Annotated in this window: 18 protein-coding genes and 1 pseudogene; 3 read left to right on the forward strand and 16 right to left on the reverse strand. The window is 51.1% G+C overall.

Annotated features, from left to right (window positions below; all coding sequences use genetic code 11):
* Nucleotides 1-8: 8 nt before the first annotated feature.
* From carA to SK32_RS26440, 9 genes and pseudogenes are all read right to left on the reverse strand, one after another.
* Nucleotides 9-1157 carry a glutamine-hydrolyzing carbamoyl-phosphate synthase small subunit gene (gene carA, locus SK32_RS12520; RefSeq protein WP_048212737.1) on the reverse strand — a complete coding sequence of 383 codons (1149 nt, stop codon included), beginning with the start codon at nt 1155-1157 and terminating at the stop codon, nt 9-11.
* Between the two features lie 455 nt (nt 1158-1612).
* Entirely contained in the window at nt 1613-2434 is an 822-nt protein-coding gene (dapB, locus tag SK32_RS12525) for a 4-hydroxy-tetrahydrodipicolinate reductase (RefSeq protein ID WP_048212738.1), read from the reverse strand.
* 173 nt (nt 2435-2607) lie between these two features.
* Nucleotides 2608-3522 (reverse strand): ribonucleoside hydrolase RihC, encoded by a 915-nt coding sequence (gene rihC, locus SK32_RS12530; RefSeq protein ID WP_048212739.1) that lies wholly within the window; start codon nt 3520-3522, stop codon nt 2608-2610.
* A 66-nt stretch (nt 3523-3588) separates the two neighbouring features.
* A complete protein-coding gene (gene ispH, locus SK32_RS12535) occupies nt 3589-4539 on the reverse strand; it encodes a 4-hydroxy-3-methylbut-2-enyl diphosphate reductase (protein ID WP_003018925.1) in 951 nt (316 codons plus the stop codon).
* 1 nt (nt 4540) lies between these two features.
* The gene (gene fkpB / locus SK32_RS12540; RefSeq protein ID WP_003018929.1) at nt 4541-4990 is read right to left on the reverse strand and encodes an FKBP-type peptidyl-prolyl cis-trans isomerase; all 450 of its coding nucleotides are present in this window, start codon (nt 4988-4990) and stop codon (nt 4541-4543) included.
* A 117-nt stretch (nt 4991-5107) separates the two neighbouring features.
* Entirely contained in the window at nt 5108-5605 is a 498-nt protein-coding gene (lspA, locus tag SK32_RS12545; protein ID WP_048212740.1) for a signal peptidase II, read from the reverse strand.
* Nucleotides 5605-8421, reverse strand: coding sequence for an isoleucine--tRNA ligase (ileS, locus tag SK32_RS12550; protein WP_048212741.1), 2817 nt, complete (start codon nt 8419-8421; stop codon nt 5605-5607). The genes lspA and ileS overlap by 1 nt, the downstream gene beginning before the upstream one ends.
* A 37-nt stretch (nt 8422-8458) precedes the next feature.
* Nucleotides 8459-9397, reverse strand: a complete 939-nt coding sequence (gene ribF / locus SK32_RS12555) for a bifunctional riboflavin kinase/FAD synthetase (RefSeq protein WP_003829725.1) — start codon at nt 9395-9397, stop codon at nt 8459-8461.
* Between the two features lie 7 nt (nt 9398-9404).
* Nucleotides 9405-9608 (reverse strand): annotated as a pseudogene (locus tag SK32_RS26440) (DUF2575 domain-containing protein).
* A 117-nt stretch (nt 9609-9725) separates the two neighbouring features.
* Between SK32_RS26440 and rpsT the strand changes: the two are divergent.
* The 3 genes from rpsT (at nt 9726) to SK32_RS12570 (ending at nt 13890) form a co-directional block, all read left to right on the forward strand.
* Nucleotides 9726-9989 carry a 30S ribosomal protein S20 gene (gene rpsT / locus SK32_RS12560; RefSeq protein WP_003018940.1) on the forward strand — a complete coding sequence of 88 codons (264 nt, stop codon included), beginning with the start codon at nt 9726-9728 and terminating at the stop codon, nt 9987-9989.
* Between the two features lie 447 nt (nt 9990-10436).
* Complete coding sequence (locus SK32_RS12565; RefSeq protein WP_048212742.1) at nt 10437-11810, forward strand: MFS transporter; 1374 nt, start codon at nt 10437-10439, stop codon at nt 11808-11810.
* A 40-nt stretch (nt 11811-11850) separates the two neighbouring features.
* Nucleotides 11851-13890, forward strand: coding sequence for a glycoside hydrolase family 31 protein (locus SK32_RS12570; RefSeq protein ID WP_048212743.1), 2040 nt, complete (start codon nt 11851-11853; stop codon nt 13888-13890).
* 49 nt (nt 13891-13939) lie between these two features.
* Here SK32_RS12570 and nhaR read toward each other — a convergent pair whose 3' ends face one another.
* The 7 genes from nhaR to dnaJ form a co-directional block, all read right to left on the reverse strand.
* Nucleotides 13940-14839: a transcriptional activator NhaR gene (gene nhaR / locus SK32_RS12575; RefSeq protein WP_048212744.1), complete on the reverse strand. Its 900-nt coding sequence runs from the start codon at nt 14837-14839 to the stop codon at nt 13940-13942.
* A gap of 37 nt (nt 14840-14876) precedes the next feature.
* Nucleotides 14877-16043 carry a Na+/H+ antiporter NhaA gene (gene nhaA, locus SK32_RS12580; RefSeq protein ID WP_048212745.1) on the reverse strand — a complete coding sequence of 389 codons (1167 nt, stop codon included), beginning with the start codon at nt 16041-16043 and terminating at the stop codon, nt 14877-14879.
* 133 nt (nt 16044-16176) lie between these two features.
* Nucleotides 16177-17436, reverse strand: a complete 1260-nt coding sequence (locus SK32_RS12585) for an IS1/IS1595 family N-terminal zinc-binding domain-containing protein (protein WP_048212746.1) — start codon at nt 17434-17436, stop codon at nt 16177-16179.
* A gap of 26 nt (nt 17437-17462) precedes the next feature.
* Nucleotides 17463-18659, reverse strand: a complete 1197-nt coding sequence (locus SK32_RS12590; protein ID WP_048212747.1) for an anaerobic sulfatase maturase — start codon at nt 18657-18659, stop codon at nt 17463-17465.
* Nucleotides 18660-18762: 103 nt separating this feature from the next.
* On the reverse strand, nt 18763-20256 hold the full coding sequence (locus SK32_RS12595; protein ID WP_048212748.1) for a sulfatase family protein: 1494 nt from the start codon (nt 20254-20256) through the stop codon (nt 18763-18765).
* A 20-nt stretch (nt 20257-20276) separates the two neighbouring features.
* Complete coding sequence (locus SK32_RS12600; RefSeq protein WP_048212749.1) at nt 20277-21041, reverse strand: outer membrane protein OmpK; 765 nt, start codon at nt 21039-21041, stop codon at nt 20277-20279.
* Between the two features lie 441 nt (nt 21042-21482).
* Nucleotides 21483-22616, reverse strand: coding sequence for a molecular chaperone DnaJ (dnaJ, locus tag SK32_RS12605; RefSeq protein WP_003837322.1), 1134 nt, complete (start codon nt 22614-22616; stop codon nt 21483-21485).
* Nucleotides 22617-22634: the final 18 nt, after the last annotated feature.

A 22634-nucleotide genomic window follows, 5' to 3' on the forward strand; every position in this document is an offset into this window, starting at 1 on the left:
ACTCCTGATTATTTCGCGGACTGACGGTATTGCTCAATTAACTCGATAAAGTGGTCGAACAGCGGTGCGGCATCGTGCGGACCCGGACTCGCTTCAGGGTGCCCCTGGAAGCTGAATGCCGGTTTGTCGGTACGATGAATCCCCTGCAAGGTGCCGTCGAACAGTGACTTGTGGGTCACGCGCAGGTTGGCAGGCATGGAGGCTTCATCTACAGCAAAACCGTGGTTCTGCGCGGTGATCATCACGGTGTTGTTATCAATATCTTTTACCGGATGGTTGCCGCCATGGTGGCCGAACTTCATCTTAATGGTCTTCGCACCGCTCGCCAGCGCCAGCAGCTGATGGCCGAGGCAGATACCAAATACCGGAATATCGGTTTCGAGGAATTTCTGAATCGCGGTAATCGCGTAGTCGCACGGCGCCGGGTCGCCAGGGCCGTTGGACAGGAAGATACCGTCCGGATTCATCTTCAGAACGTCTTCTGCTGAGGTTTTCGCCGGTACAACCGTCAGGCGGCAGCCGCGGTCCGCTAACATACGCAGAATGTTACGTTTAGCACCGAAATCGTACGCCACAACGTGGAACGGCAGTTCATCGGTAGATTTGGCTTCCGGCAGGTCACCGGCCAGCGTCCAGCTACCTTGCGTCCAGCTATACGGCTCCGCAGTGGTGACTTCTTTCGCCAGGTCCATACCGTTCAGACCAGGGAAAGCTTTTGCTTTTTCCAATGCCAGCGCCGCATCCGGGTTATCACCCGCGATGATGCAGCCGTTCTGTGCACCCTTTTCACGCAGCAAACGCGTCAGCTTACGGGTATCGATATCAGCAATCGCCACAATGTTATGGCGCTTCAGGTAAGAAGAGAGGTCTTCGGTATCGCGGAAGTTGCTGGCAATCAGCGGCAGGTCGCGGATGACCAGGCCTTGCGCATGTACCTGTGAAGATTCTGCATCGGCTTCATTGGTGCCGACATTACCGATATGAGGATAAGTAAGAGTGACGATTTGGCGGGAATAGGAAGGATCAGTGAGGATTTCTTGATAACCGGTCATTGAAGTATTGAAAACGACTTCCCCAACCGCCGAACCTGTTGCCCCTATGGCCCGACCGTGAAACTGGGTTCCGTCTTCCAGAACCAATAGCGCTGACTTAATCAAAACACCCTCCAGAGAATATTCACTCACTTTATTTGCATATTAATTCATTAACACATCATGAATCAATGCAAATTTGCTTACCTATGGATTTCTGGCAAACGGCGGCATTCTAGAGATAGCCCACGTAAAAGTCTACCCAAAAGGGTAATTTTTATTATTATTTTGCGCCACTGGGATAAATCACACGATTTAACAGGCAAAAAGATCAGCTAACTCGGGGTGGAAAACGCTTGCGGTGGATGAAGAGTGTAAAAATATGAAGCACGATAGAAAAAAGTGGACCATCTGGTCAAAATTTACAATGAGATAACATAAATACCTAACAAAACATATATAAATACTCATCTAAAAGAAAAAATACATTAAAAATCAAAAAATAAAAGGGCAATAAAATATTGCCCTATGTAATCAATTGCTTATGATTACAATAACCACATCACGAAGGGTAAAAAAACTTACAAATTGCGTAAATCAAGCACATCTCGCATATCAAAAAGACCATTTGATTTAGATTTCAGCCAAACCGCCGATCTCACGGCGCCGTTGGCGAATGTCATACGGCTGGACGCTTTATGCGTGATCTCAATACGCTCGCCAATATCGGCGAACATCGCGGTATGTTCCCCGACGATATCCCCCGCTCGCACCGTGGCAAAACCAATCGTGCCCGGTACGCGCTCGCCGGTGTAACCCTCACGGGAATAGACTGCGCAGTCTTTCAGATCTTTATCCAGCGCCCCGGCAATCGCCTCGCCCATCGCCAGCGCAGTGCCTGACGGCGCATCCACTTTGTGGCGGTGATGCGCTTCAATAATCTCTATATCGGTGTAATCACCCATCACTTTCGCCGCTTTCTCCAGCAGCTTCAGCATGACGTTGACGCCGACGCTAAAGTTAGCGGCGAAGACGATGCCAATATCCTGCGCGGCATCGCGAATAGCCTGTTTTCCCGCCTCATCAAAGCCGGTGGTGCCAATTACCATCCCTTTCCCATGCTGGCGGCAAAACGCCAGATGCGCCAGCGTGCCTTCCGGGCGGGTAAAATCGATGAAAACATCGAAATCATCTTTCACCGCTTCAAGGCTACTTTGTACCGTAACGCCCGTTTTCCCGGCTCCGGCTAACTCTCCGGCATCGCTTCCCAGTAAGGAAGAGCCTTCGCGCTCCAGCGCCGCGCCAAGCTGTACGCCATCCATGCCAAGAGTGGCCTGAATCAACTGACGCCCCATGCGTCCACCGGCTCCCGCGATGGCAACGCGGATTTGTGCATCATGCATAGCTATTCTCTTTTGTTAATTTTACGTAAATCGTTTTCAGATTAACCAGCGTATCGCTGCGCCGCCAGCCGAAAACGTCGATAATTAGAATTTAATGATAAACAGGGAAAGATATCAGTAAAAGGCATGACGCCACGGAATAAGCAGCGTCATATCGTTATATAACGCGGAAATCAGGGGGCCAGTGCCAGTACCTCTGCCACCCACTGCTGGAAACCTTCAACGTTCAGGCCCAACGCAACCTGCGCATTTGCTGGATGCCCCAGACGTCCTTCGATGTCCACCACCGTCGTACCCGAGGTATATTCGCCCAGGGTTTCAACCGCCACGAAACACGACTGCAGGGTAAACAGTTCCGGGCGCACCAGCCAGGCAATGGCACACAGATCGTGCATTCGCAGCCCCGTATTCATACTGCCGCTACGGTAATGGCTAAATAGCGTGTGCAGCATTTTTCCCGTCTGGTTAAGCTGGGGGAGCGTCGCCAGATAGTCCGGGGCGAGCATGGCCTGGTTAGTGACATCCAGCCCACACATCACAATCTCCAGCCCGCTCTGGAAGACTTTCGCGGCTGCCTCGGGATCGATAGCAATATTAAACTCGGCGTTGGGTGTGAAGTTCCCGCGCCCGGCAGAGCCCCCCATAATCACCAGGCGCTTAATGTTAAATACGCATTCAGGATAATGGGTCAGCAGCAGCGCAATGTTGGTCAGCGGGCCAATTGCCACCAGCGTCACGGGCTGCGGGGCATGCATCAGCGCATCGCGAATGGCCTGGAATGCGGGTTTTGCCATCGCCTGGCGGTCGTGCTCGACAAATTCATACCCTTCCATACCGGACTCACCATGCACGGAAGCGGCATCACGCAGCGGTCGCACCAGCGGCATCGATGCTCCCTGCGCCAGTGGAACATCCGCATTCCAGAAGTGCAGCAGTTGCAACGCATTACGGGTGGTTTTTTCCACCGACACATTGCCTGCGACAGTGGTCATCAGTTGCAGATCCAGCTCAGGGGCAAACAGCGCGGCGGCAATGGCGGCGGCATCATCAATGCCGGGATCGGTATCAAGAATGATCGGTAAGCGCATGGTTTCTCCATAAAAAAATGCCAGACGTTGAGTCTGGCATCTTCTCATAATCGTAACCGGAAAGACTTACTCTACTTCACGAACATCCACACGCAGCTCTTTCGGCACTTCGAAAACGATGTTCTCTTCGCGGCCTTCCAGCGGAATAGCTTCCCCACCGCCAAGTTCCTGCAGGCGAGCAATCACGTTTTGCACCAGGATATCCGGTGCCGAGGCTCCGGCCGTCACGCCTACGCACTTCGCCTCTTTCACCCACGCTTCCTGGATGTCGGTCGCATCGTCAATCAAATACGCCGCTTTCCCCATTCGCTGTGCCAGTTCAGCCAGACGGTTGGAGTTAGAGGAGTTTTTCGAGCCGACCACCAGCACCACATCGGCCTGCTCCGCCAGCGCGCGAACCGCTTCCTGACGGTTGGTGGTGGCATAACAGATATCATCTTTGCGCGGCCCGACAATTTTCGGGAAGCGTTGACGCAGAGCATCAATAACGTCAGAAGTGTCGTCAACGGAGAGCGTGGTCTGCGTCATGAAGGATAATTTGCCTTCATTTTTCACATTCAGTTTCAGCACATCATCTGGTGATTCAACCAGGTACATTCCCCCTTGCGGGTTGCTGTACTGGCCCATCGTGCCTTCGACTTCCGGGTGACCGGCGTGACCAATCAGAATCGACTCTTCCCCACGGCGGCTGGCGCGGGCGACTTCCATATGTACTTTGGTCACCAGCGGGCAGGTTGCATCAAAAACCGTGAGGTCGCGGCCTTTGGCTTCGTTACGCACCGCCTGAGACACGCCGTGGGCAGAGAAGATCAGGATCGCACCGTCCGGCACTTCACTGATTTGCTCGATAAAAATAGCCCCGCGCTCGCGCAGGCTATCCACCACATAACGGTTATGCACCACTTCATGACGGACATAAATCGGCGCGCCGTAAATAGCCAGCGCGTTTTCGACAATGCTGATAGCGCGGTCTACGCCAGCGCAAAAACCGCGCGGGTTGGCCAACAGGATCTGCATTTTACGCCTCCAGTGCCGGTTCGACTTCCAGCACTTCAATATCAAAATGAACGGTATGCCCAGCCAGCGGATGGTTGAAATCAACCGTGATCGAGTCACCGTTGATTTCGCGGATAACACCTGGCATCTCACTGCCGTCCATTGCGGTAAAGAGCATGATAGCGCCAATTTCTGGCTCGCCCGCGTCCATAAATTCCCGACGCGAGAAATACTGAATTAAGTCCGGACTTGATACGCCAAAGGCGGCATCCGGCTCCAGAGCAAAGGTGGTTTTATCGCCTTCTTTTAGCCCCAGCAGGTGTTGCTCCAGTCCTTCAGACAGAGAACCGTCGCCCAGGCGAAACAGCGCAGGCTTGCCGTTATTGCGGGTTGACTCTGCGGTGGAGCCATCGTCGAGCTTAAGGGTGAAGTGCACCAGCACCGCACTGTTACTCTGTACTGATTTAGACATGCAGGTTGCTCTTTAAAATTGCTGCCGCCTGTCTGCCCGGTGGCGCTACGCTTACCGGGCCTACAAGGATCGCAGTAAATTGTAGGCCGGATTAGCATAGCGCCATCCGGCATTTTTTTATGCGGCTTTTTTCTCTTTCGACGGCAGGAAGCCTTCGAGAACAATCAATGCCGCCCCGATACAGATAGCCGTATCGGCCAGATTGAAGGTCGCGAAATGCCAGTCGCCGACGTAAAAGTCAATCATATCAACCACGAAGCCGTGCCACAGGCGGTCGAACAAGTTGCCCAGAGCACCGCCAATGATTAACGCATACGCGATGTTATTCAGCTTCTGCGTCGCCTTCGAGCGATACATCATCACCATCAGAATGACGCAAATACCGATGGCAATACCGGCAAAGAACCAACGTTGCCAGCCACCGCTGTCGGCTAAGAAGCTAAACGCCGCGCCATAGTTACGCGCATAGTGCAGATTAAGCGACGGGAACAGCGACACCGTATCCCCCAGAGCAAAGTTCTGGAGGATCAGGTATTTGCTGCCTAAGTCGATAATCAGCACGGCTACCACCAGCCACAGCCAGCGTAGTCCTGTTGAACAGAGAGGCTTACTCATCAGGCAAACTTACGTTGTTCGCCATCACCGGCGATGTTGCTGACACAGCGTCCGCAGATATCTGCATGTTCCGCCACCTGGCCGACGTCGGTAGTGTAATGCCAGCAGCGCGGGCATTTCTCACCTTCGGCTTTGCTCAGTACGATTTTCAGACCTTTGAGCAGTTCGCTCTGCTGAGCATCAGCTGGAGCCGCTGCAAAATCTGCAACCGTCGCGCCGGAGGTCAGCAGAACAAAGCGCAACTCTTCGCCCAGCGCGGTCAGTTTCGCCGCCAGCTCAGGTTCAGCGTACAGGGTCACTGCCGCTTCCAGAGAACCGCCGACTTTCTTATCCGCACGCGCCTGCTCGATAACCTTGTTCACTTCGCCGCGCACTTTCAGCAGCTCGTCCCAGTAGGCATCGTTCATCGCTTCGGTTTCGCCTAAGCCAAACAGACCTTCGTACCATTCACCGGTAAAGACGTACTTCTCACGATCGCCCGGCAAGTAGCCCCAGATTTCATCGGCGGTGAAGGACATGATCGGCGCCATCCAACGAACCAGCGCTTCTGCAATATGGAACAGCGCAGTCTGGCAGCTACGACGCGCCACACTGTCCGCTTTCGCGGTGTACTGACGGTCTTTGATGATGTCGAGATAGAACGAACCCATTTCTACGGAGCAGAAGCGCATCAGGCGCTGTACCACTTCGTGGAAGTCATAAGCTTCATAGGCTTTCAGGATTTCGTCCTGTGCCGCTTGCGCACAACCTACCGCCCACCTGTCCAGCACTACCATATCTTCCGGTTTCACCATGTCTTTAACCGGATCGAACCCGTTCAGGTTCGCCAGCAGGAAGCGCGCGGTGTTACGGATACGACGATAGCTGTCGGCAGCACGTTTCAGGATTTCGTCAGAAACGGCCATTTCACCGGTGTAGTCGGTAGAAGCAACCCACAGACGCAGAATATCCGCGCCCAGTTTGTTCATCACGTCCTGCGGAGAAACGGTGTTACCGATAGATTTGGACATCTTACGGCCCTGACCATCAACGGTGAAACCGTGGGTCAGTACCTGGCGATAAGGTGCTTTGCCTTTCATGGCGGTGGAGATCATCAAAGAAGACATGAACCAGCCACGGTGCTGGTCAGAACCTTCCAGATACATATCTGCCGCATGACCCGCAAACTCAGGACGCACATCCACGACGGATGAGTGGGTTGAACCGGAGTCGAACCACACGTCCAGCGTATCCGGGACTTTGACATACTGGTCAGCTTCGTCGCCGAGGATATCTTTCGGATCGAGATCCCACCACGCCTGGATGCCGTCAACTTCAACGCGTTTAGCCACTTCTTCCATCAGTTCGATAGCGCGCGGATGCAGCTCTTCGGTGTCTTTGTGAACAAACAGAGACATCGGCACACCCCACGTACGCTGACGGGAGATACACCAGTCAGGACGGTTGGCAACCATCGATTCAATACGCGCCTGGCCCCAGTCCGGGATCCACTGTACGCCTTTGATCTCTTTCAGCGACTGCGCGCGCAGGCCTTTCTGATCCATGCTGACGAACCACTGCGGGGTCGCACGGAAGATGATCGGTGACTTGTGACGCCAGCAGCATGGGTAGCTGTGCTGCATCTTCTCAACGTGCAGCAGCGCGCCTTTTTCGCTCAGCAGCGCAACGATTTTGTCGTTGGCTTTAAAGACGTTCACACCGTCCAGATCCGGATAGGTACCCGCCAGGTATGCGCCGTCCGGGCCAACCGGGTTAGCGATTTCCAGACCGTATTTCTGGCTGATGACGTAGTCATCCGGACCGTGACCGCCAGCGGTATGGACCGCACCGGTACCCGCATCCAGCGTCACGTGATCGCCCAGAATCGCCGGCACGTCAAAGCCCATAAACGGATGGGTAAAGCGCAGCAGTTCCAGCTCAGCGCCTTTCACGGTGCCGAGAATAGTGTATTCAGCCGCGCCAATACGCTGCATGACGCTTTCAACCAGATCTTTCGCCAGAATCACAGCCTGGCCGTCAATCTGCACCAGCGCATAGTCAAAATCAGGTGCCAGAGAGATTGCGCGGTTCGCCGGTAACGTCCACGGGGTAGTGGTCCAGATAACCAGAGAGATCGGGCCGTTGACGTCAGAAACGCCAAATTTCGCTTTCACCGCATCCTGATCGGCAGCGTGGAACGCCACGTCGATGGACGGGGAGGTTTTGTCATAATACTCAACTTCCGCTTCCGCCAGCGCGGAACGGCAGTCAACGCACCAGTGCACCGGCTTCGCACCTTTGTGCAGGTGACCGTTGCCGATGATTTTACCCAGCGCACGAATGATGTTGGCTTCAGTTTTGAAGTCCATGGTCAGGTACGGATGCGACCAGTCGCCCAGTACGCCAAGACGGATAAAGTCTTTACGCTGACCATCAACCTGGGTCGCTGCGTATTCACGGCACTTGGCGCGGAACTCAGCAGCGGTGAACTTCTCGCCCGGCTTGCCGTATTCCTGTTCTACTTTCAGCTCGATCGGCAGACCGTGGCAGTCCCAGCCCGGAACGTACGGCGAGTCATAGCCCGTGAGTCCTTTGGACTTCACGATAATGTCTTTCAGAATCTTGTTAACCGAGTGACCAATATGAATGCTGCCATTCGCATAAGGAGGGCCATCATGCAGAATGAAGGTTTTTTTGCCTTTTTTGGCCGCACGAATGATGCCGTACAGGTCATCATCAGTCCAACGCGCCAGCATTCCCGGTTCGCGCTTGGCGAGATCGCCGCGCATCGGGAACCCTGTTTCCGGCAAATTCAGGGTTGATTTATAGTCACTCATCAGATTCTCGGTTCCGTATTTAAAACTCGTATAGGCATTAAGCCGGTTTTGTTAGCCCAAAAAATTCACGGGCAGTCAACTCATCACGCGCAATCTGCGCTTTTAGTTCATCCAGCGAGGCAAATCGCTGTTCGCTGCGTATTTTTTTACGCAGTACTACATCTATATGGCGACCATACAGGTCCATTACAACGTCCAATAGATGCACTTCCAACTGCTGGCGTACGCCTGCTACCGTCGGGCGGGTGCCGATGTTGGCGACGCCGGGCAACGGTTTGTCACCCAGTCCCATCACTTCAACCGCATAAACACCTTTCACCGGAGAAACCTGGCGACGAAGCGGTAAGTTTGCCGTCGGAAAACCGATGGTACGCCCTAACTCATCACCGTGAACGACGCGTCCTGAGATAGTAAAAGGATGCCCAAGCAGGCTTTCGGCCAGTTGCAGGTTATCTTCGGCCAGCGCCTGACGTACTGCGGTGCTGCTGATACGCACACCGCCCTCACAGAAGGTTTGGGTACTGGTGATATCAAAACCATACTCAGCGCCCGCTTCCTGTAATAACAAGAAATCACCCGCACGGCTAGCGCCAAAGCGGAAATCATCGCCAACGGCAAGAAATTGTACACCAAGGCGCTTAACCAGCAGATCGCTGATAAAAGTCTGCGCCGTTAATGCGGCAAAACGTCGGTCAAAACGCACGCACAGCACGTAATCCACACCGCATTCGGCCAGATAACGCAGTTTTTCCCGCAGGCGTGTAAGGCGCGCAGGCGACTTATCCGTCGCAAACAGCTCCAGCGGCTGCGGCTCAAAAATCATCACCATTACTGGTAAATTGCGTTTGCGCCCTTCTTCCCGTAAGCCCTGCAGCAACGCACGGTGACCACGGTGCACGCCGTCGAAATTACCAATAGTCAGCACACACCCATGCGGGGCCTGACTGAGATTATGTATGCCTCGTATCAGCTTCATGTCTGGCTCAAAACAGTGAAAATCGTGAAAGTATACCCTGTACCGCGGTCAACGTTAACCGGCGATTGTTTCTACGAAACAGAAAGAGGATGGTTTTCATTGTTATGAAACAAATTGACGCCCTTCACCGGCACACCAATGCAATTTTTCTCGTCGAAAAGCTGTATTCACGCCACGCAAGCTGGTAGAATCCTGCGCCATCACTACGCAACGAGTGCTGGAATTTAAACGGCGCTTATTTGCACAAATCCATTGACAAAAGAAGGCTAAAAGGGCATATTCCTCGGCCTTTGAATTGTCCATATAGAACACATTTGGGAGTTGGACCTTGGCTAATATCAAATCAGCTAAGAAGCGCGCCGTTCAGTCTGAAAAGGCCCGCAAGCACAACGCTAGCCGTCGCTCTATGATGCGTACTTTCATCAAGAAAGTATACGCAGCTATCGAAGCTGGCGACAAAGCTACTGCACTGAAAGCATTTAACGAAATGCAACCAATCGTGGACCGTCAGGCTGCTAAAGGTCTGATCCACAAAAACAAAGCTGCGCGTCATAAAGCAAACCTGACTGCACAGATCAACAAACTGGCTTAATCGCCTGTCTGTTGTCGCTTTGTGAAAAAACCCGCGCAAGCGGGTTTTTTTATGCCTGTCGTTTGTACAACCAGCTTCGAAGGCAACCGTCATCCACTGACCTTGTTCGTACTCCTCTGGGCCGCTTCTCTTTTCAGCCAGCCGCCTTACCGGGCACATGAAAGTCATTTTCTTTCACTGTTTAATTTTTTTAATTTCATTGCTAATCAAATTGTGACCGTCATAGCAAATGACATAATTACTCCCCCAAAAACGAATAAACGCAATCCTGATGTAAGATTTGATAATTGATCACAATGCCCGTGTTAACTATTTTTCACCAAACCAATTAACCACTATTTCTCTCCAAAGGTTTAATTTTTTAGATAAAAAATAACAACTACCCTACTGCTTAGAAAGTAAAAGCTGTTTTTCTGGGCGTATCGCACCAATATCGGAGTTATTATTATGAGTTCTGTTATTGAGGATACCCAGTCTTGCGGGTCAGCATCATTATCTTTACTACAGCGTATTAGCTACGGCTCTTTGGATGTGGCAGGTAATCTGCTGTACTGTTTCGGTTCAACCTACATCTTATATTTCTACACTGACGTTGCGGGTATAAGTCTCGCCGTAGCAGGTGTCATCCTGCTACTGGCGCGTATCGTAGATGGTATAGATGCCCCAATCTGGGGGATCATTATCGATAAAACACGTTCACGTTACGGTAAATGTCGTCCCTGGTTTTTATGGCTGCCGCTGCCTTTTGGTGTATTCAGCGCGCTGTCATTTTGGTCTCCAGATATCAGCATGACAGGAAAAGCCATATATGCAGCAATATCCTATATGATTGCCAGCATTTTATTTACCGGACTTAATACACCGCTCAGTGCAATATTACCTCTGATGACCCTGTCCCCTAAGGAACGGCTGGTATTAAATTCCTGGAGAATGACTGGAGGACAAATCGGGGTTTTATTAATGAATGCCACAGCATTACCCCTGGTTGCATTTTTAGGTAACGGGAATGATCATGCCGGATTTATTTACACGGCGATTCTGTTTGCTGCGATATCCTGTTCGCTAACGCTTTTCGCCTTTAAAAATATCCGCGAAATGGATGCGGATAAAATACAGCAAGAACCCAAACTGCCGATGAAAAAAAGTTTCACGGCGATGAAAGGTAACTGGCCATGGATCCTGATGGTGCTGGCCAATCTGATCTTCTGGATTGCCCTGCAACAGCGGTCCACCACCATTGTTTATTATCTGACCTACAACCTCGTTCGCAAAGATCTGGTTCCGCTGATTAACAGTCTGGCGACGATTCAGATCCTGTTTATCATCGCCATCCCTTTCTTTAGCAAATACCTGGCTAAAACCTGGATATGGGTAGGCGGCTTGCTGGTCGCCACGTTTGGCGGCGTCTTGATGTGGCTGGCGGCGGACAACATACCTTTCCTCATCGCGGCCTGGGTGCTCGGCAATATAGGTAGCGGAATCGCCTGCTCAATGCCGTTTGCCATGTTGGGCTTTGCCGTCGACTTCGGTGCCTGGAAAACGGGCATCAAGGCCACCGGCATTCTTATCGCCTTCGGCAGTACTTTCTGCATCAAGATGGGCAGTGGTCTGGGTACCGCTTTCGCCGCCTGGATCATGAACAGTTTTGGCTATATCCCGAACCAGACCCAAAGCGCTGCGGGCCTGGAAGGCATTACCTGGGCCTTTATCTGGGCGCCCGCCCTGCTCTTCGCACTCGCGGCGATCCCGCTACTTTTCTTCCGTAAGTACGAAGCAATGGAAGAGAGGATTCGCCACGATCTGGAAACCATCACCCAATAACTTTCTTAATCTTTACCCTCAAAATATGGGAGGCACCACCATGCCATTTGTGCAACATGACCCGCGTCGTCTGGTCTGGCAGCAAAACGATCGCTATTTGTGGATTGAACCCTGGGGCGAGAACAGCCTGCGCGTACGCAGTGGCCGTCATCTTCCGGTTATGCGAAATGAGGACTGGGCGCTCACGGAGCCAGTCACAGAAAGCGCCTGCCACATCGTTTATGAGCACCACCAGGCGACGCTGACCAACGGCAAAATTATCGCTATCGTCAATCAAAAAGGACAAGTTACCTTTTACCGCCATCCACACAAACCCCTGTTGCAGGAGTTCTGGCGTCTGCGGGGCGAAATCGGCGAGGACGAATCTTCCCACGGCCAGTATGTCAGCGCACTCAACCTTGAGGGACGCGAATTCCGCCCTATTCAGGGCGGGAAATATTCACTTAAAGCCCGCTTCGAAGCCACCGAAGGGGAAAAAATTTACGGCATGGGCCAATATCAGCAGGCCAATCTGGATCTCAAAGGATGCGTGCTCGAACTGGCCCAGCGTAACTCTCAGGCCTCGGTGCCCTTTATGCTCTCAAGCCTGGGCTACGGATTTTTATGGAACAACCCGGCGGTCGGCCGCGTGACGTTCGCCCATAACGTGACCGAGTGGGAAGCTCAGGTCAGCGAACAGTTGGACTACTGGATCACCGCTGGCGATACCCCGGCAGAAATTAGCCAGGCGTATGCGCTCGCCACGGGCACGCCGCCGATGATGCCGGATTACGCCATGGGCTTCTGGCAGTGCAAGTTACGCTATCGCACCCAGGAGGAGTTGCTCGCCGTCGCCCGCGAGTACAAACGGCGCAATCTCCCCATCTCGGTAATCGTTATCGATTTCTTCCACTGGCCAAATCAGGGGGACTGGATGTTCGACTCGCGCGACTGGCCCGATCCCGATGCCATGATCGCCGAGTTAAAATCGCTGGGTATTGAGCTGATGGTCTCCGTCTGGCCGACGGTGGATAATCGCACCGAGAGCTATCGGGAAATGCGCGAAAACGGCTGGCTGGTACAAACGGAGCGCGGATTGCCGATTAATATGGATTTTCTCGGCAATACCACTTTCTTTGATGCCACCCATCCCGGCGCTCGCGACTACGTCTGGAGTAAAGCAAAACGCAACTATTACGATAAAGGCGTGAAGCTCTTCTGGCTAGACGAAGCCGAGCCGGAGTTCAGCGTTTACGACTACGATAACTATCGCTACCACGCCGGACCGGTGCTGGAAGTGGGCAATATCTACCCGCGAATGTACGCCAAAACCTTTTTTGACGGCATGAAAGCCAATGGCGAAGACCAGGTTATCAACCTGCTGCGCTGCGCCTGGGCTGGAAGTCAGAAATACGGCGCGCTGGTGTGGTCAGGTGATATCCACTCATCGTTTCGTTCTCTGCGCAATCAGTTTGCCGCCGGGATGAATATGGGGATTGCAGGTATCCCATGGTGGACAACAGATATTGGCGGCTTTCATGGCGGCAATATTCGCGACCCACGCTTTCATGAGCTACTGATTCGCTGGTTCCAGTGGGGCGTGTTTAGCCCGGTGATGCGCCTGCACGGCAACCGCGATCCGCAGATTTTACCGCAGCAGCCTTATCGGGACGGGATTGCCCAGTGCCCTACCGGCGCGCCCAACGAGATCTGGAGCTACGGTGAGGATGTGTGTGATGTGCTAACGGGTTGCCTGACACTGCGTGAGAAGCTCAAGCCCTACATCAAAGCGTTAATGGCAGAAACGCATAACTACAATACACCGGTGATGCGTACCCTATTTTTTGAGTTCCCCGATCAGCTAAAAAGCTGGGAAATCACCGACCAGTACTGTTTCGGCCCCGATCTGTTGGTTGCGCCCGTTATGCATGAAGGTATGCGCGAACGCGACGTTTGGTTGCCAGAAGGGGAAACATGGACGGATTTTGCGACCGGCGAGAGCTATCAGGGAGGACAAACGCTGCGCTATGACGCTCCCCTGAACAGAATTCCGGTATTTATCCGCGAAAGCGGGCAGTATCGTAATATGTTGAAACTGTAGTCATAGTCCGGCTGCGGTTAGTACACCGCAGCCGGCAACATGAAGGCGTTTAGACCTGTGGCGGCTTGAACAGTGCTGAGTAGTTGGCATTGCAAATACGCTGCACCGCCGGATGCTGGATCATCCTCTCCGCGAATATGGCGTGATACTCCTCCATCACATTCTCAACGCGTCCAATTTCAACAATAGAATCATCAGCATAGAAATTGTGTGAATACAGCGTAGGGGCAACGAATATCGCGTTATGCGTTGCGCCAAACGCTTTCATCAGCGCGGCGTCATCAAACTCGCCAAGGATTTCAACGTTCAGTCCTTGTGAGTTAATCCAGTTCAACAGCTTACGTCCAAGCATCGAACGACGACCAGGGATCAGCAATCGACGCTCTTCCAGACAGGCCGGAAACGGTTTCTCAGGCAGCGGCCTGGTGCACCAAAAGCTCACGCTGCATTCGCCAATCCGCACCGAGAACAGCCCTTCCTGCTGCGTTGAGTCGATCGGGCAATCGGAGATAATCATATCCAGCTTATGCTGGCTGAGCTGCTCCAGCAGCATCTCGTGTGTTGATTCAAAACAACGCAGATGGATTTGCTCGTTCTCAACCACAGCAGCATCCAGCACGCTGCTAACCAGTTGCTTCGATAATGCATCCGCCACGCCGACATCAAACAGCAAATTCGACTCTTTGCGATAGTTCACGATATCCAGCATTTCCTGGCTTAAGGTGAACATTTTATCCGCATAACGGAAAACTAATTCGCCTAATTCGCTGGGTTCCAGCCCTCGCCCCTTACGCTTAAACAACTTCCCTTGTAAGCGTTCCTCAAGCGCTTTGATCTGCCCGGTAATAGTTTGCGGTGTCAGATAAAGCGCTTCTGCGGCACCCACCACCGATCCTTCTTTATACACATGCCAGAAGTAATACAGGTGGTTGTAATTTATATGAGACATACTCTCTCCCTGAAATTGTCACCAAAGAGTTATCTGCTCAGGCTGACGTATTCAACCGGGTACGCAGCCAGCTATAACCAATAACTGCCGACAACAGTGAACCAATCAGGATCCCCAGTTTTGCCCAGTTAATCAGCTCCGGGTCAACGTTACCAAACGCCAGACTGGCGATGAAAATCGACATCGTAAAGCCGATGCCGCACAGAATACCGACCGCCATAATTTGCTGGAAACTTGTGCCTTCAGGCAGTTGCGCCACCTTGAGACGTAATGCCAGCCAGCAGAACAGGCTGATCCCCAGTGGCTTACCGATAAGCAGGCCGGCGATAATTCCCAGCGGCAGGATAGAGGTCAATCCATCCAGCGTCACGCCCTGCAGCGAAACACCTGCGTTAGCGAAGGCAAACAGCGGCAGGATCAGATAAGCCACCCACGGATGCAGGACATGCTCCAGACGCTTTGCCGGTGAGCGCCCATGTTTTTCCTTTAACGGAATGAAGAAACCAACGATCACGCCTGCCAGAGTGGCATGCACGCCGGACTTCAGCACTGCCGTCCATAGCACGACGCCAACCAGAATATAAATACCGGTGCGTCTGACACCGCACAGATTCAATGCCGCCAGGACGAGAATTGCGCACGCGGCGACGCCCAGAGACAACAACGAGAGATCGCTGGTGTAGAACAACGCGATGATCACAATCGCGCCGAGGTCATCGATAATCGCCAGCGCCATCAGGAAGATTTTCAGTGCCAGCGGAACGCGACTGCCCAATAGCGCCAACACGCCTAATGCAAAAGCGATATCCGTTGCTGCCGGAATTGCCCATCCTTCACGAGTGATAGGGTCGGCATAGTTGAATGCCAGATACAGCAACGCCGGGACAATCATGCCGCCAATCGCGGCAATAATTGGAAACGCCGCCTGACGCAGGCTGGCAAGCGAGCCCTGCATTAACTCACGCTTCACTTCCAGACCAATCAACAGGAAGAATACCGCCATCAACGCGTCGTTGATCCACAGCAGCATATTTTTGTTGATTTCAAGCGCGCCAACCCGCAGTTGGACAGGTGTTTCCAGAAAGGCGTGGTACCATCCACTGGTAACCCCGATATTTGCCATCAGCATAGCGACTGCGGCTGCGATGATCAGGATGATGCCTCCCGAGGCGTCGCTACTAAAAAAACGATGCAGATGTTTCACTTTTATTCTCTCTATTGGGTGAATACTTCGTAATTACTATCTTACACCCGCAAAAAGCTCGTTAAAATTAGATTATTCATGATGAATAAATCGGCTTTTCCGAGCATTATCTAATGAGAAAACACAGGATTAGTTAGTCTGCATCTGAGTGATGCCTCGCATTAAACGCGTATCTGAGATGGTCCAGCGTTGCCGTCACATTTGCCGGAGACATACGGTTGAGGTGTGCCAGAAAAGGATGTGTATCGATAAAATGGATAAAACGGGTCGCACTCACAAGCGTGGCGCTGCGTTGCATACTCGTTTTTCGGTTCTCTGTTAAGTTGCATACTGCCAGCGCGTAGTCACGCGTGGTGAATGTTCGCCAAACGTTATTACGGATGCCGCCCCCCATAAACAACCTTGGCGGAATATCTTTTTGCGGTGCTGATTCTCCACGTTCTCTCACAAAAGCAATGTGGCAACGCCCTTGCTGAACATGCTGTATATTCGCCATCATACATCCTCCCAGGATAAAGCATTCCTGATCGAGGTAATGCTGAATATTGAGAGAACGTTCATCCGTGAGCATTTTAACCAACTCGAAATGGCGATAAGCTGGCAAAACGGGTTTAACTAACATCCCCGGATCATTTTTGTGCAATATTGCAGGACCGTAATCCACATCAAAAAGCGTCTCCCGCCGCATCGTTATCACTTCTTTACGTTGCACAATATGCGCCAACGTACCGGGAGGCAGGCGTTCTTCATAGTCAGAATGATACTGATACTCAGCCTCTACGGGATGTGCTGAGTAATTTGTCGTAACGGCAACAATTCGACCGGTATTCTCTTCTGCAGTGACCAACACATACAGAAAACTATCACTACCGTTAAATTTGATCCGAAAAGCGCGCGTGCTCATGGCGATATCAAACGTAGGAAAAGTAAATTCGCGTTCCGCCAGATTTGCATTGCGAGAGAGTTTCTGTAACTCCCGATTCAACCCGGTGCTATCCAGCACGAGTGCGGTGCGAATATCCGCCAGTGTCGCACCTTCCTGAATCAGCGTGGCGAGATAATCCTGACGCGCATCTGTTTTCTGCCTGACAGGATAAATAAATGTTTTATGACAACGCTGACAGTAAATACGCGGTTCTCCTTGCGCAGAAAAACCGTACTTTTTGAGTGAAATTCCCCCGCAGTGGGGGCAGGATTTTATCAGTCCTTTCCATGCCTGATTAACCGACTGACGAAAGCGGTTGAGTGATCGTTCCGAAATAATGGGGAAGAGAAAACCGCAGGCCCGGCATAGTATATTTTTCCCTTGGTTTTGGTAATCCGGGCTGTTCAACATACCCATATTTTTGCAGCCGGGCGTTTTACAACTATCGACATTAATCCAGGAAAACATATTCACTCCCTGCGAATACGATACGTTCAAGCAAATACTGATTTTATCTCTACAGGTGAAAAACCATTTTCGTAGAGTGTTTTCATGGCACTCATCGTCATTGCGGTATGAGAGAAAAACGACTTATATCCCGCGCACAAATAGTTGTGATTTCTTTTACCTGATATTGACGGCAAAAAACGATGCTTAGGACAACCGCCATAACAGGCGAACTGCCATGAGCAGGAGTCACATTCTTGTGCCATTGTGCGTCGCTTATCCTCGCCAAACTGCCGGTTTTTTTCGCTATTGTTCATCGCGCGCAGCGTCGAATCCTGAATATTCCCCAACTTGTACTGCGGATACACAAAATGATCGCAGTTATACACATCGCCGTTCATTTCCATGGCGAATGCGCTACCGCAGGTTGGTGCAAACACGCATACCTGCGGTGGTAACCCGCACCACGCCGCGAGCGTCTGCTCAAACATCTGTATGCCGATATCACCAATATCGTTACGGACCCAGACATCAAAAATAGCGTTGAGAAAATGGCCAAATTGCAGTGAATCAACCGACCACGGCATCATTCTTGTTTGTCCGCCTTCAGGATGTGCCAGACCAATACCGCCCTCTTCAGCGCTTCTTTCGATGAGCGGAATAAACTGCATATAGCGACTGCCAATGCTTTTCAGATAGTTATAGACTCGCACCGGGTGATGCATATTCGTGTGATTCACCACCGTCAGCGTATTAAATTCTACACCGTGGCGTACCAGACATTTAACGGCCTGTTCAACTTTCCCATGCGTCGGTTTACCTGAACGAGTAACCCGCCATTCATCATGTAACGCGGCATCACCATCAATAGAAACGCCCACCAGGAAGGCGTGTTGCTTAAAAAAAATAGCCCATTCGTCGTCAATCAATATACCGTTAGTCTGGAAGGTATTTATAATCGTTTTACCGCCAGAATAACGCTGCTGCAATGCCAGCGCTCGCCGATAAAATGCCAACCCCATCAGCGTAGGTTCCCCCCCCTGCCACGCAAAAATCACGTCATTCACATCCTGCGCGGCAATATGCTGTTTGATGAATAACTCGAGCATGTCATCTGACATTCTGTAATTCGCTTTTCTATCCGGATAAAGCATCTCCTTTTCCAGATAAAAACAGTATTTACAGTCCAGATTACATACCGAGCCTGTCGGTTTAATCATGACCTGACAACTTTTTGTCTGCATTGTGATAGCTCCATAAATAAAAGAACCTGGCTCAGCACAAAAGCGTTGAACCAGGCGGGCATAGCCCTAAGTGGCATACCTTATGTTTCTTATAATTATTCAGTTAGCCCCAGGTGACTGGCGTTGGCTTGTCACCGCGAGCTTTCATCAGCGAATCGTTGTCAATGTCCTGTTTGTATTTCAGGAACTTGCCATACAGTTGTTTCTCGATTTCAGGTTGTTTCCCAATCTGATTAAGCGTTTCAAAGCGATCTTTTTTCAGGTTGTAGAGGTATTTGGGTTTATTTTCACGATCGATAATCATCTTCCAGTCGCCATCACGGATCGCCCATTCGTCAGTAGGATCATCCTGGAACGGCATATCAATACCAAAAATAAGTGGCTTCTGACGCGCTAACGTTTTCTGTTCCAGTAATGGAACCAGAGACTGCCCATCGTAGGTACGATCTGTTGGCAGTTTAAAGTTCATCATGTTTGCTAACGTCGGCACCCAGTCAAGACCATAAACTGGCGTATCCGTTACCATCCCCTGCGGAATATGTTTACCGTACTTGATGATTGCCGGAACACGGATACCGCCTTCCCAAAGGTTATCTTTACGGCCGCGAAGCCCATCCGTTTCACCCGCCAGGTTCAGTTCATATACTTTGCGAGCCTCGCGTGTCACTGGGCCGTTATCACTGGTGAAAATGACAATGGTGTTATCTTCTTCACCCATTGCCTTGATCTTATCCATTACTTTACCGACCTGAGCATCCATATAGCTGATGTTCGCGTAGTATTCGCCTGTTCCTCGCCACGGCTTATCCGCCCAGTCGCCATAAAACAGATCCGGATGCTGTTTCTGGTAAGCGCTCATATATTGCGAATACATGTCGAGGTACTTTTTCGGTGAGGCCAGCGGACTGTGAACTTCCGTGAACGCGACATATAAGAAGAACGGTTTGTCGTCTTTCTTGTTATCCAGCCAGTTGACGACTTCAGAACTGACAAGCTCGCCGCTCATGGTGTCAGCACGACCAATATGCTGTCCATTACGGATCCAGCCAGTGGGATGCACCATGCCATAGCGGGGACGTTCTTTTGCGTTATCAAGCGTAGCATCCGTGACGAATCCCGCCGGGTTTACCAGGGTGTAGTCAAACCCCATGTCCTTCGCCTGCGGTTGATCGGTGCGATCGCCCCCGGCATTCAGATGCAATTTCCCCATCATCGCCGTGTCATACCCCTGTTGCTTTAACAGGTTGGCAATCGTCAGTTCATTCCGTCCCAACGCGACATCTTTGCCTTCAGGGATCCAGGAACGGATCCCTGTACGGAATGGCATACGTCCCGTTAATAAACCCGCACGAGAAGGAGAGCACAGCGGCGCGGGCGTATAGTAGTCGGTAAATTTCACCCCTTCCTGTGCCAGCTTGTCGATATTAGGCGTTTTGACGATTTGATGGCCATAAGTCGCGAGATCGCCATAGCCCAAATCATCAGCCATAATAATCACTAAATTAGGCTGTTTCGCTGAAGCTGCATATGTTGTTTGTAATGCGCTCCCGGCACATAATGCCAGTCCAACTAAACTCGCCACGACTGTTTTTTTCATTTCCGATCCTTTGGTTTTATTTAAAATGAATACCCAATCATATAAATCATCTGATCCCCGTAACCGTCATAACCCAGTTTGTTTTCAAAATAGCGATACGTCACCGTAGCTTTCCATCGTGGATAAAATTTCCACGCCAGTGTTAATCCGCCATTTAATCCATTCCGGCCAAATTGCTGTTCCGCATAAGCATCATTTCTATCAAGCTCAATTTCATTCCAGTCAGATAAAACAAATTTCTCACCAAATAAAGTAAAATTGTAAGCCGCAGTCCAGCCAATAACGTAGCCATTCCAGCCGCTGGTTTGTCCATATCGTTGTGATACATAATCACCAGATTGGTTATGCAAACCTATATAGGGTTTTAAAAACCCCCAATCTCCGCTCCAGCCGAGATAACCCAGACCATAAAACATATCCAGATCGTCGCCCCAGGAGTTATCCCACTGGCCATAAATCTTACCAAAGAAGGTATAATCAGAATCAAAGAGACGCACATGGGTCATCGCCGACACCGTATGATTTCGACCGGCTACAGCATGATTTAACACATTACTTTCAATAAATGAGTAAAATTCGGCTTCTCGAAAATTGACACCAAAATCCGCTGTTGCTTTCCAAACCTCGCCACGATGTACATTGACAAACCCGCTATTCCAGTCGGCATAACCGGCATTAATCGACCCAAAAGAATTTTTATACTCCAGAGCTTGTGCTGCATGGCTAAAAAGAGAAGGCACTATAAGTATAAGACAAGCTAATAGTCCATTTTTTATCCGAGGCATTGAATGTATTCCCCATAATTATAATTAATCCATCAATAAATATTGTGTTACCGCGGTGACAAATAATAATGAAATAGAATGACAGGATAGTGATGTAAATCTCACATCAAGGAAGGTGAATCGTTATTACTGGTAGTGTGTCAGAATATGTTGTTTGAGAGGAGATAAGTAATTATTTCGCCAGAAATATGACTGTAGTTGCCTTTTAAATTAGGTTGGCCGTGATTATTTATTGATGTTAAAACAATCACATCAACCAGGTATGCGGCTGTGAATAGTCAAAAAAGATGTTAGTTCTAAAACCGTAGCACTGCTCCACACATCATACTATTCCAACAAGGTAAAATAATATATCCGATGCCGGTAAGGGTCTGGATATCCATCTGCCAGGTAAAAAAAAGGCCATCTCATCGCTGAAATGGCCTTTTCTCTACTTTTATTTTAGCGCGTCAAATCGTCAAAGAATTTCTTCACACCGTCGAAGAAGCTTTTGGAACGCGGGCTGTTTTGTTCACCCGTCGGGCCACCAAAGCTATCCTGCAGATCTTTCAACAGCTGTTTCTGTTTGTCGTTGAGGCCCACCGGGGTTTCAACCACCACACGGCACAGCAGATCGCCCTGTGCGCCGCCGCGTACAGACTTAACGCCTTTACCACGCATGCGGAACAGTTTACCGGTCTGCGTTTCACCCGGAATTTTTAACTTCACGCGACCATCCAGCGTCGGGACTTCAATCTCGCCACCCAGGGCTGCCATTGCAAAGTTAATCGGCACTTCGCAGTACAGGTTATTGCCTTCACGCTCGAAGATTGGGTGCTGTTTAACCTGCACCTGCACGTACAGATCACCTGCTGGCGCGCCATGCTCACCGGCTTCGCCTTCACCAGACAAACGGATACGGTCGCCGGTATCAACCCCTGCCGGGATTTTAACGGACAGCGTTTTGCTCTTCTCAACGCGACCATGCCCGTGGCATTTGTTGCACGGATCTTTAATCAGCGTACCGCGGCCCTGACAGTGCGGACAGGTCTGCTGTACGGCAAAAAAGCCCTGACGCATCTGTACCTGACCAGAACCATGACAGGTTGGACAGGTTTGCGGCTGAGTGCCTGCCTTCGCGCCGCTGCCGTGGCAAACGTCACACTCTTCCAGAGTCGGAATACGGATCTCTTTGGTGACGCCACGCACGGCTTCTTCCAGAGTGAGATCCATGTTGTAACGTAAATCAGCACCACGTGAGGCGCGCTGACGACCACGACCGCCGCCAAAGATATCGCCAAACACGTCACCAAAGATATCGCTGAAGTCAGCCCCGCCGCCAAAACCGCCGCCGCCGCCCATGCCGCCTTGCTCAAACGCAGCATGACCGTACTGATCGTAGGCCGCACGTTTTTGCGCATCGGTCAGGATCTCGTACGCTTCTTTGATCTCTTTAAACTTGGCTTCGGCCTCTTTATCACCCTGGTTGCGATCCGGGTGATATTTCATGGCCAGGCGCTTGTAGGCCTTTTTGATTTCACGCTCTTCCGCTGATTTGGAAACGCCTAAAATCTCGTAATAGTCTTGCTTAGCCATCTCTTTTTATCTGCCCCT

The organism is Citrobacter sp. MGH100 (genome assembly GCF_001034465.1).
GTDB classification, from domain to species: domain Bacteria; phylum Pseudomonadota; class Gammaproteobacteria; order Enterobacterales; family Enterobacteriaceae; genus Citrobacter; species Citrobacter youngae.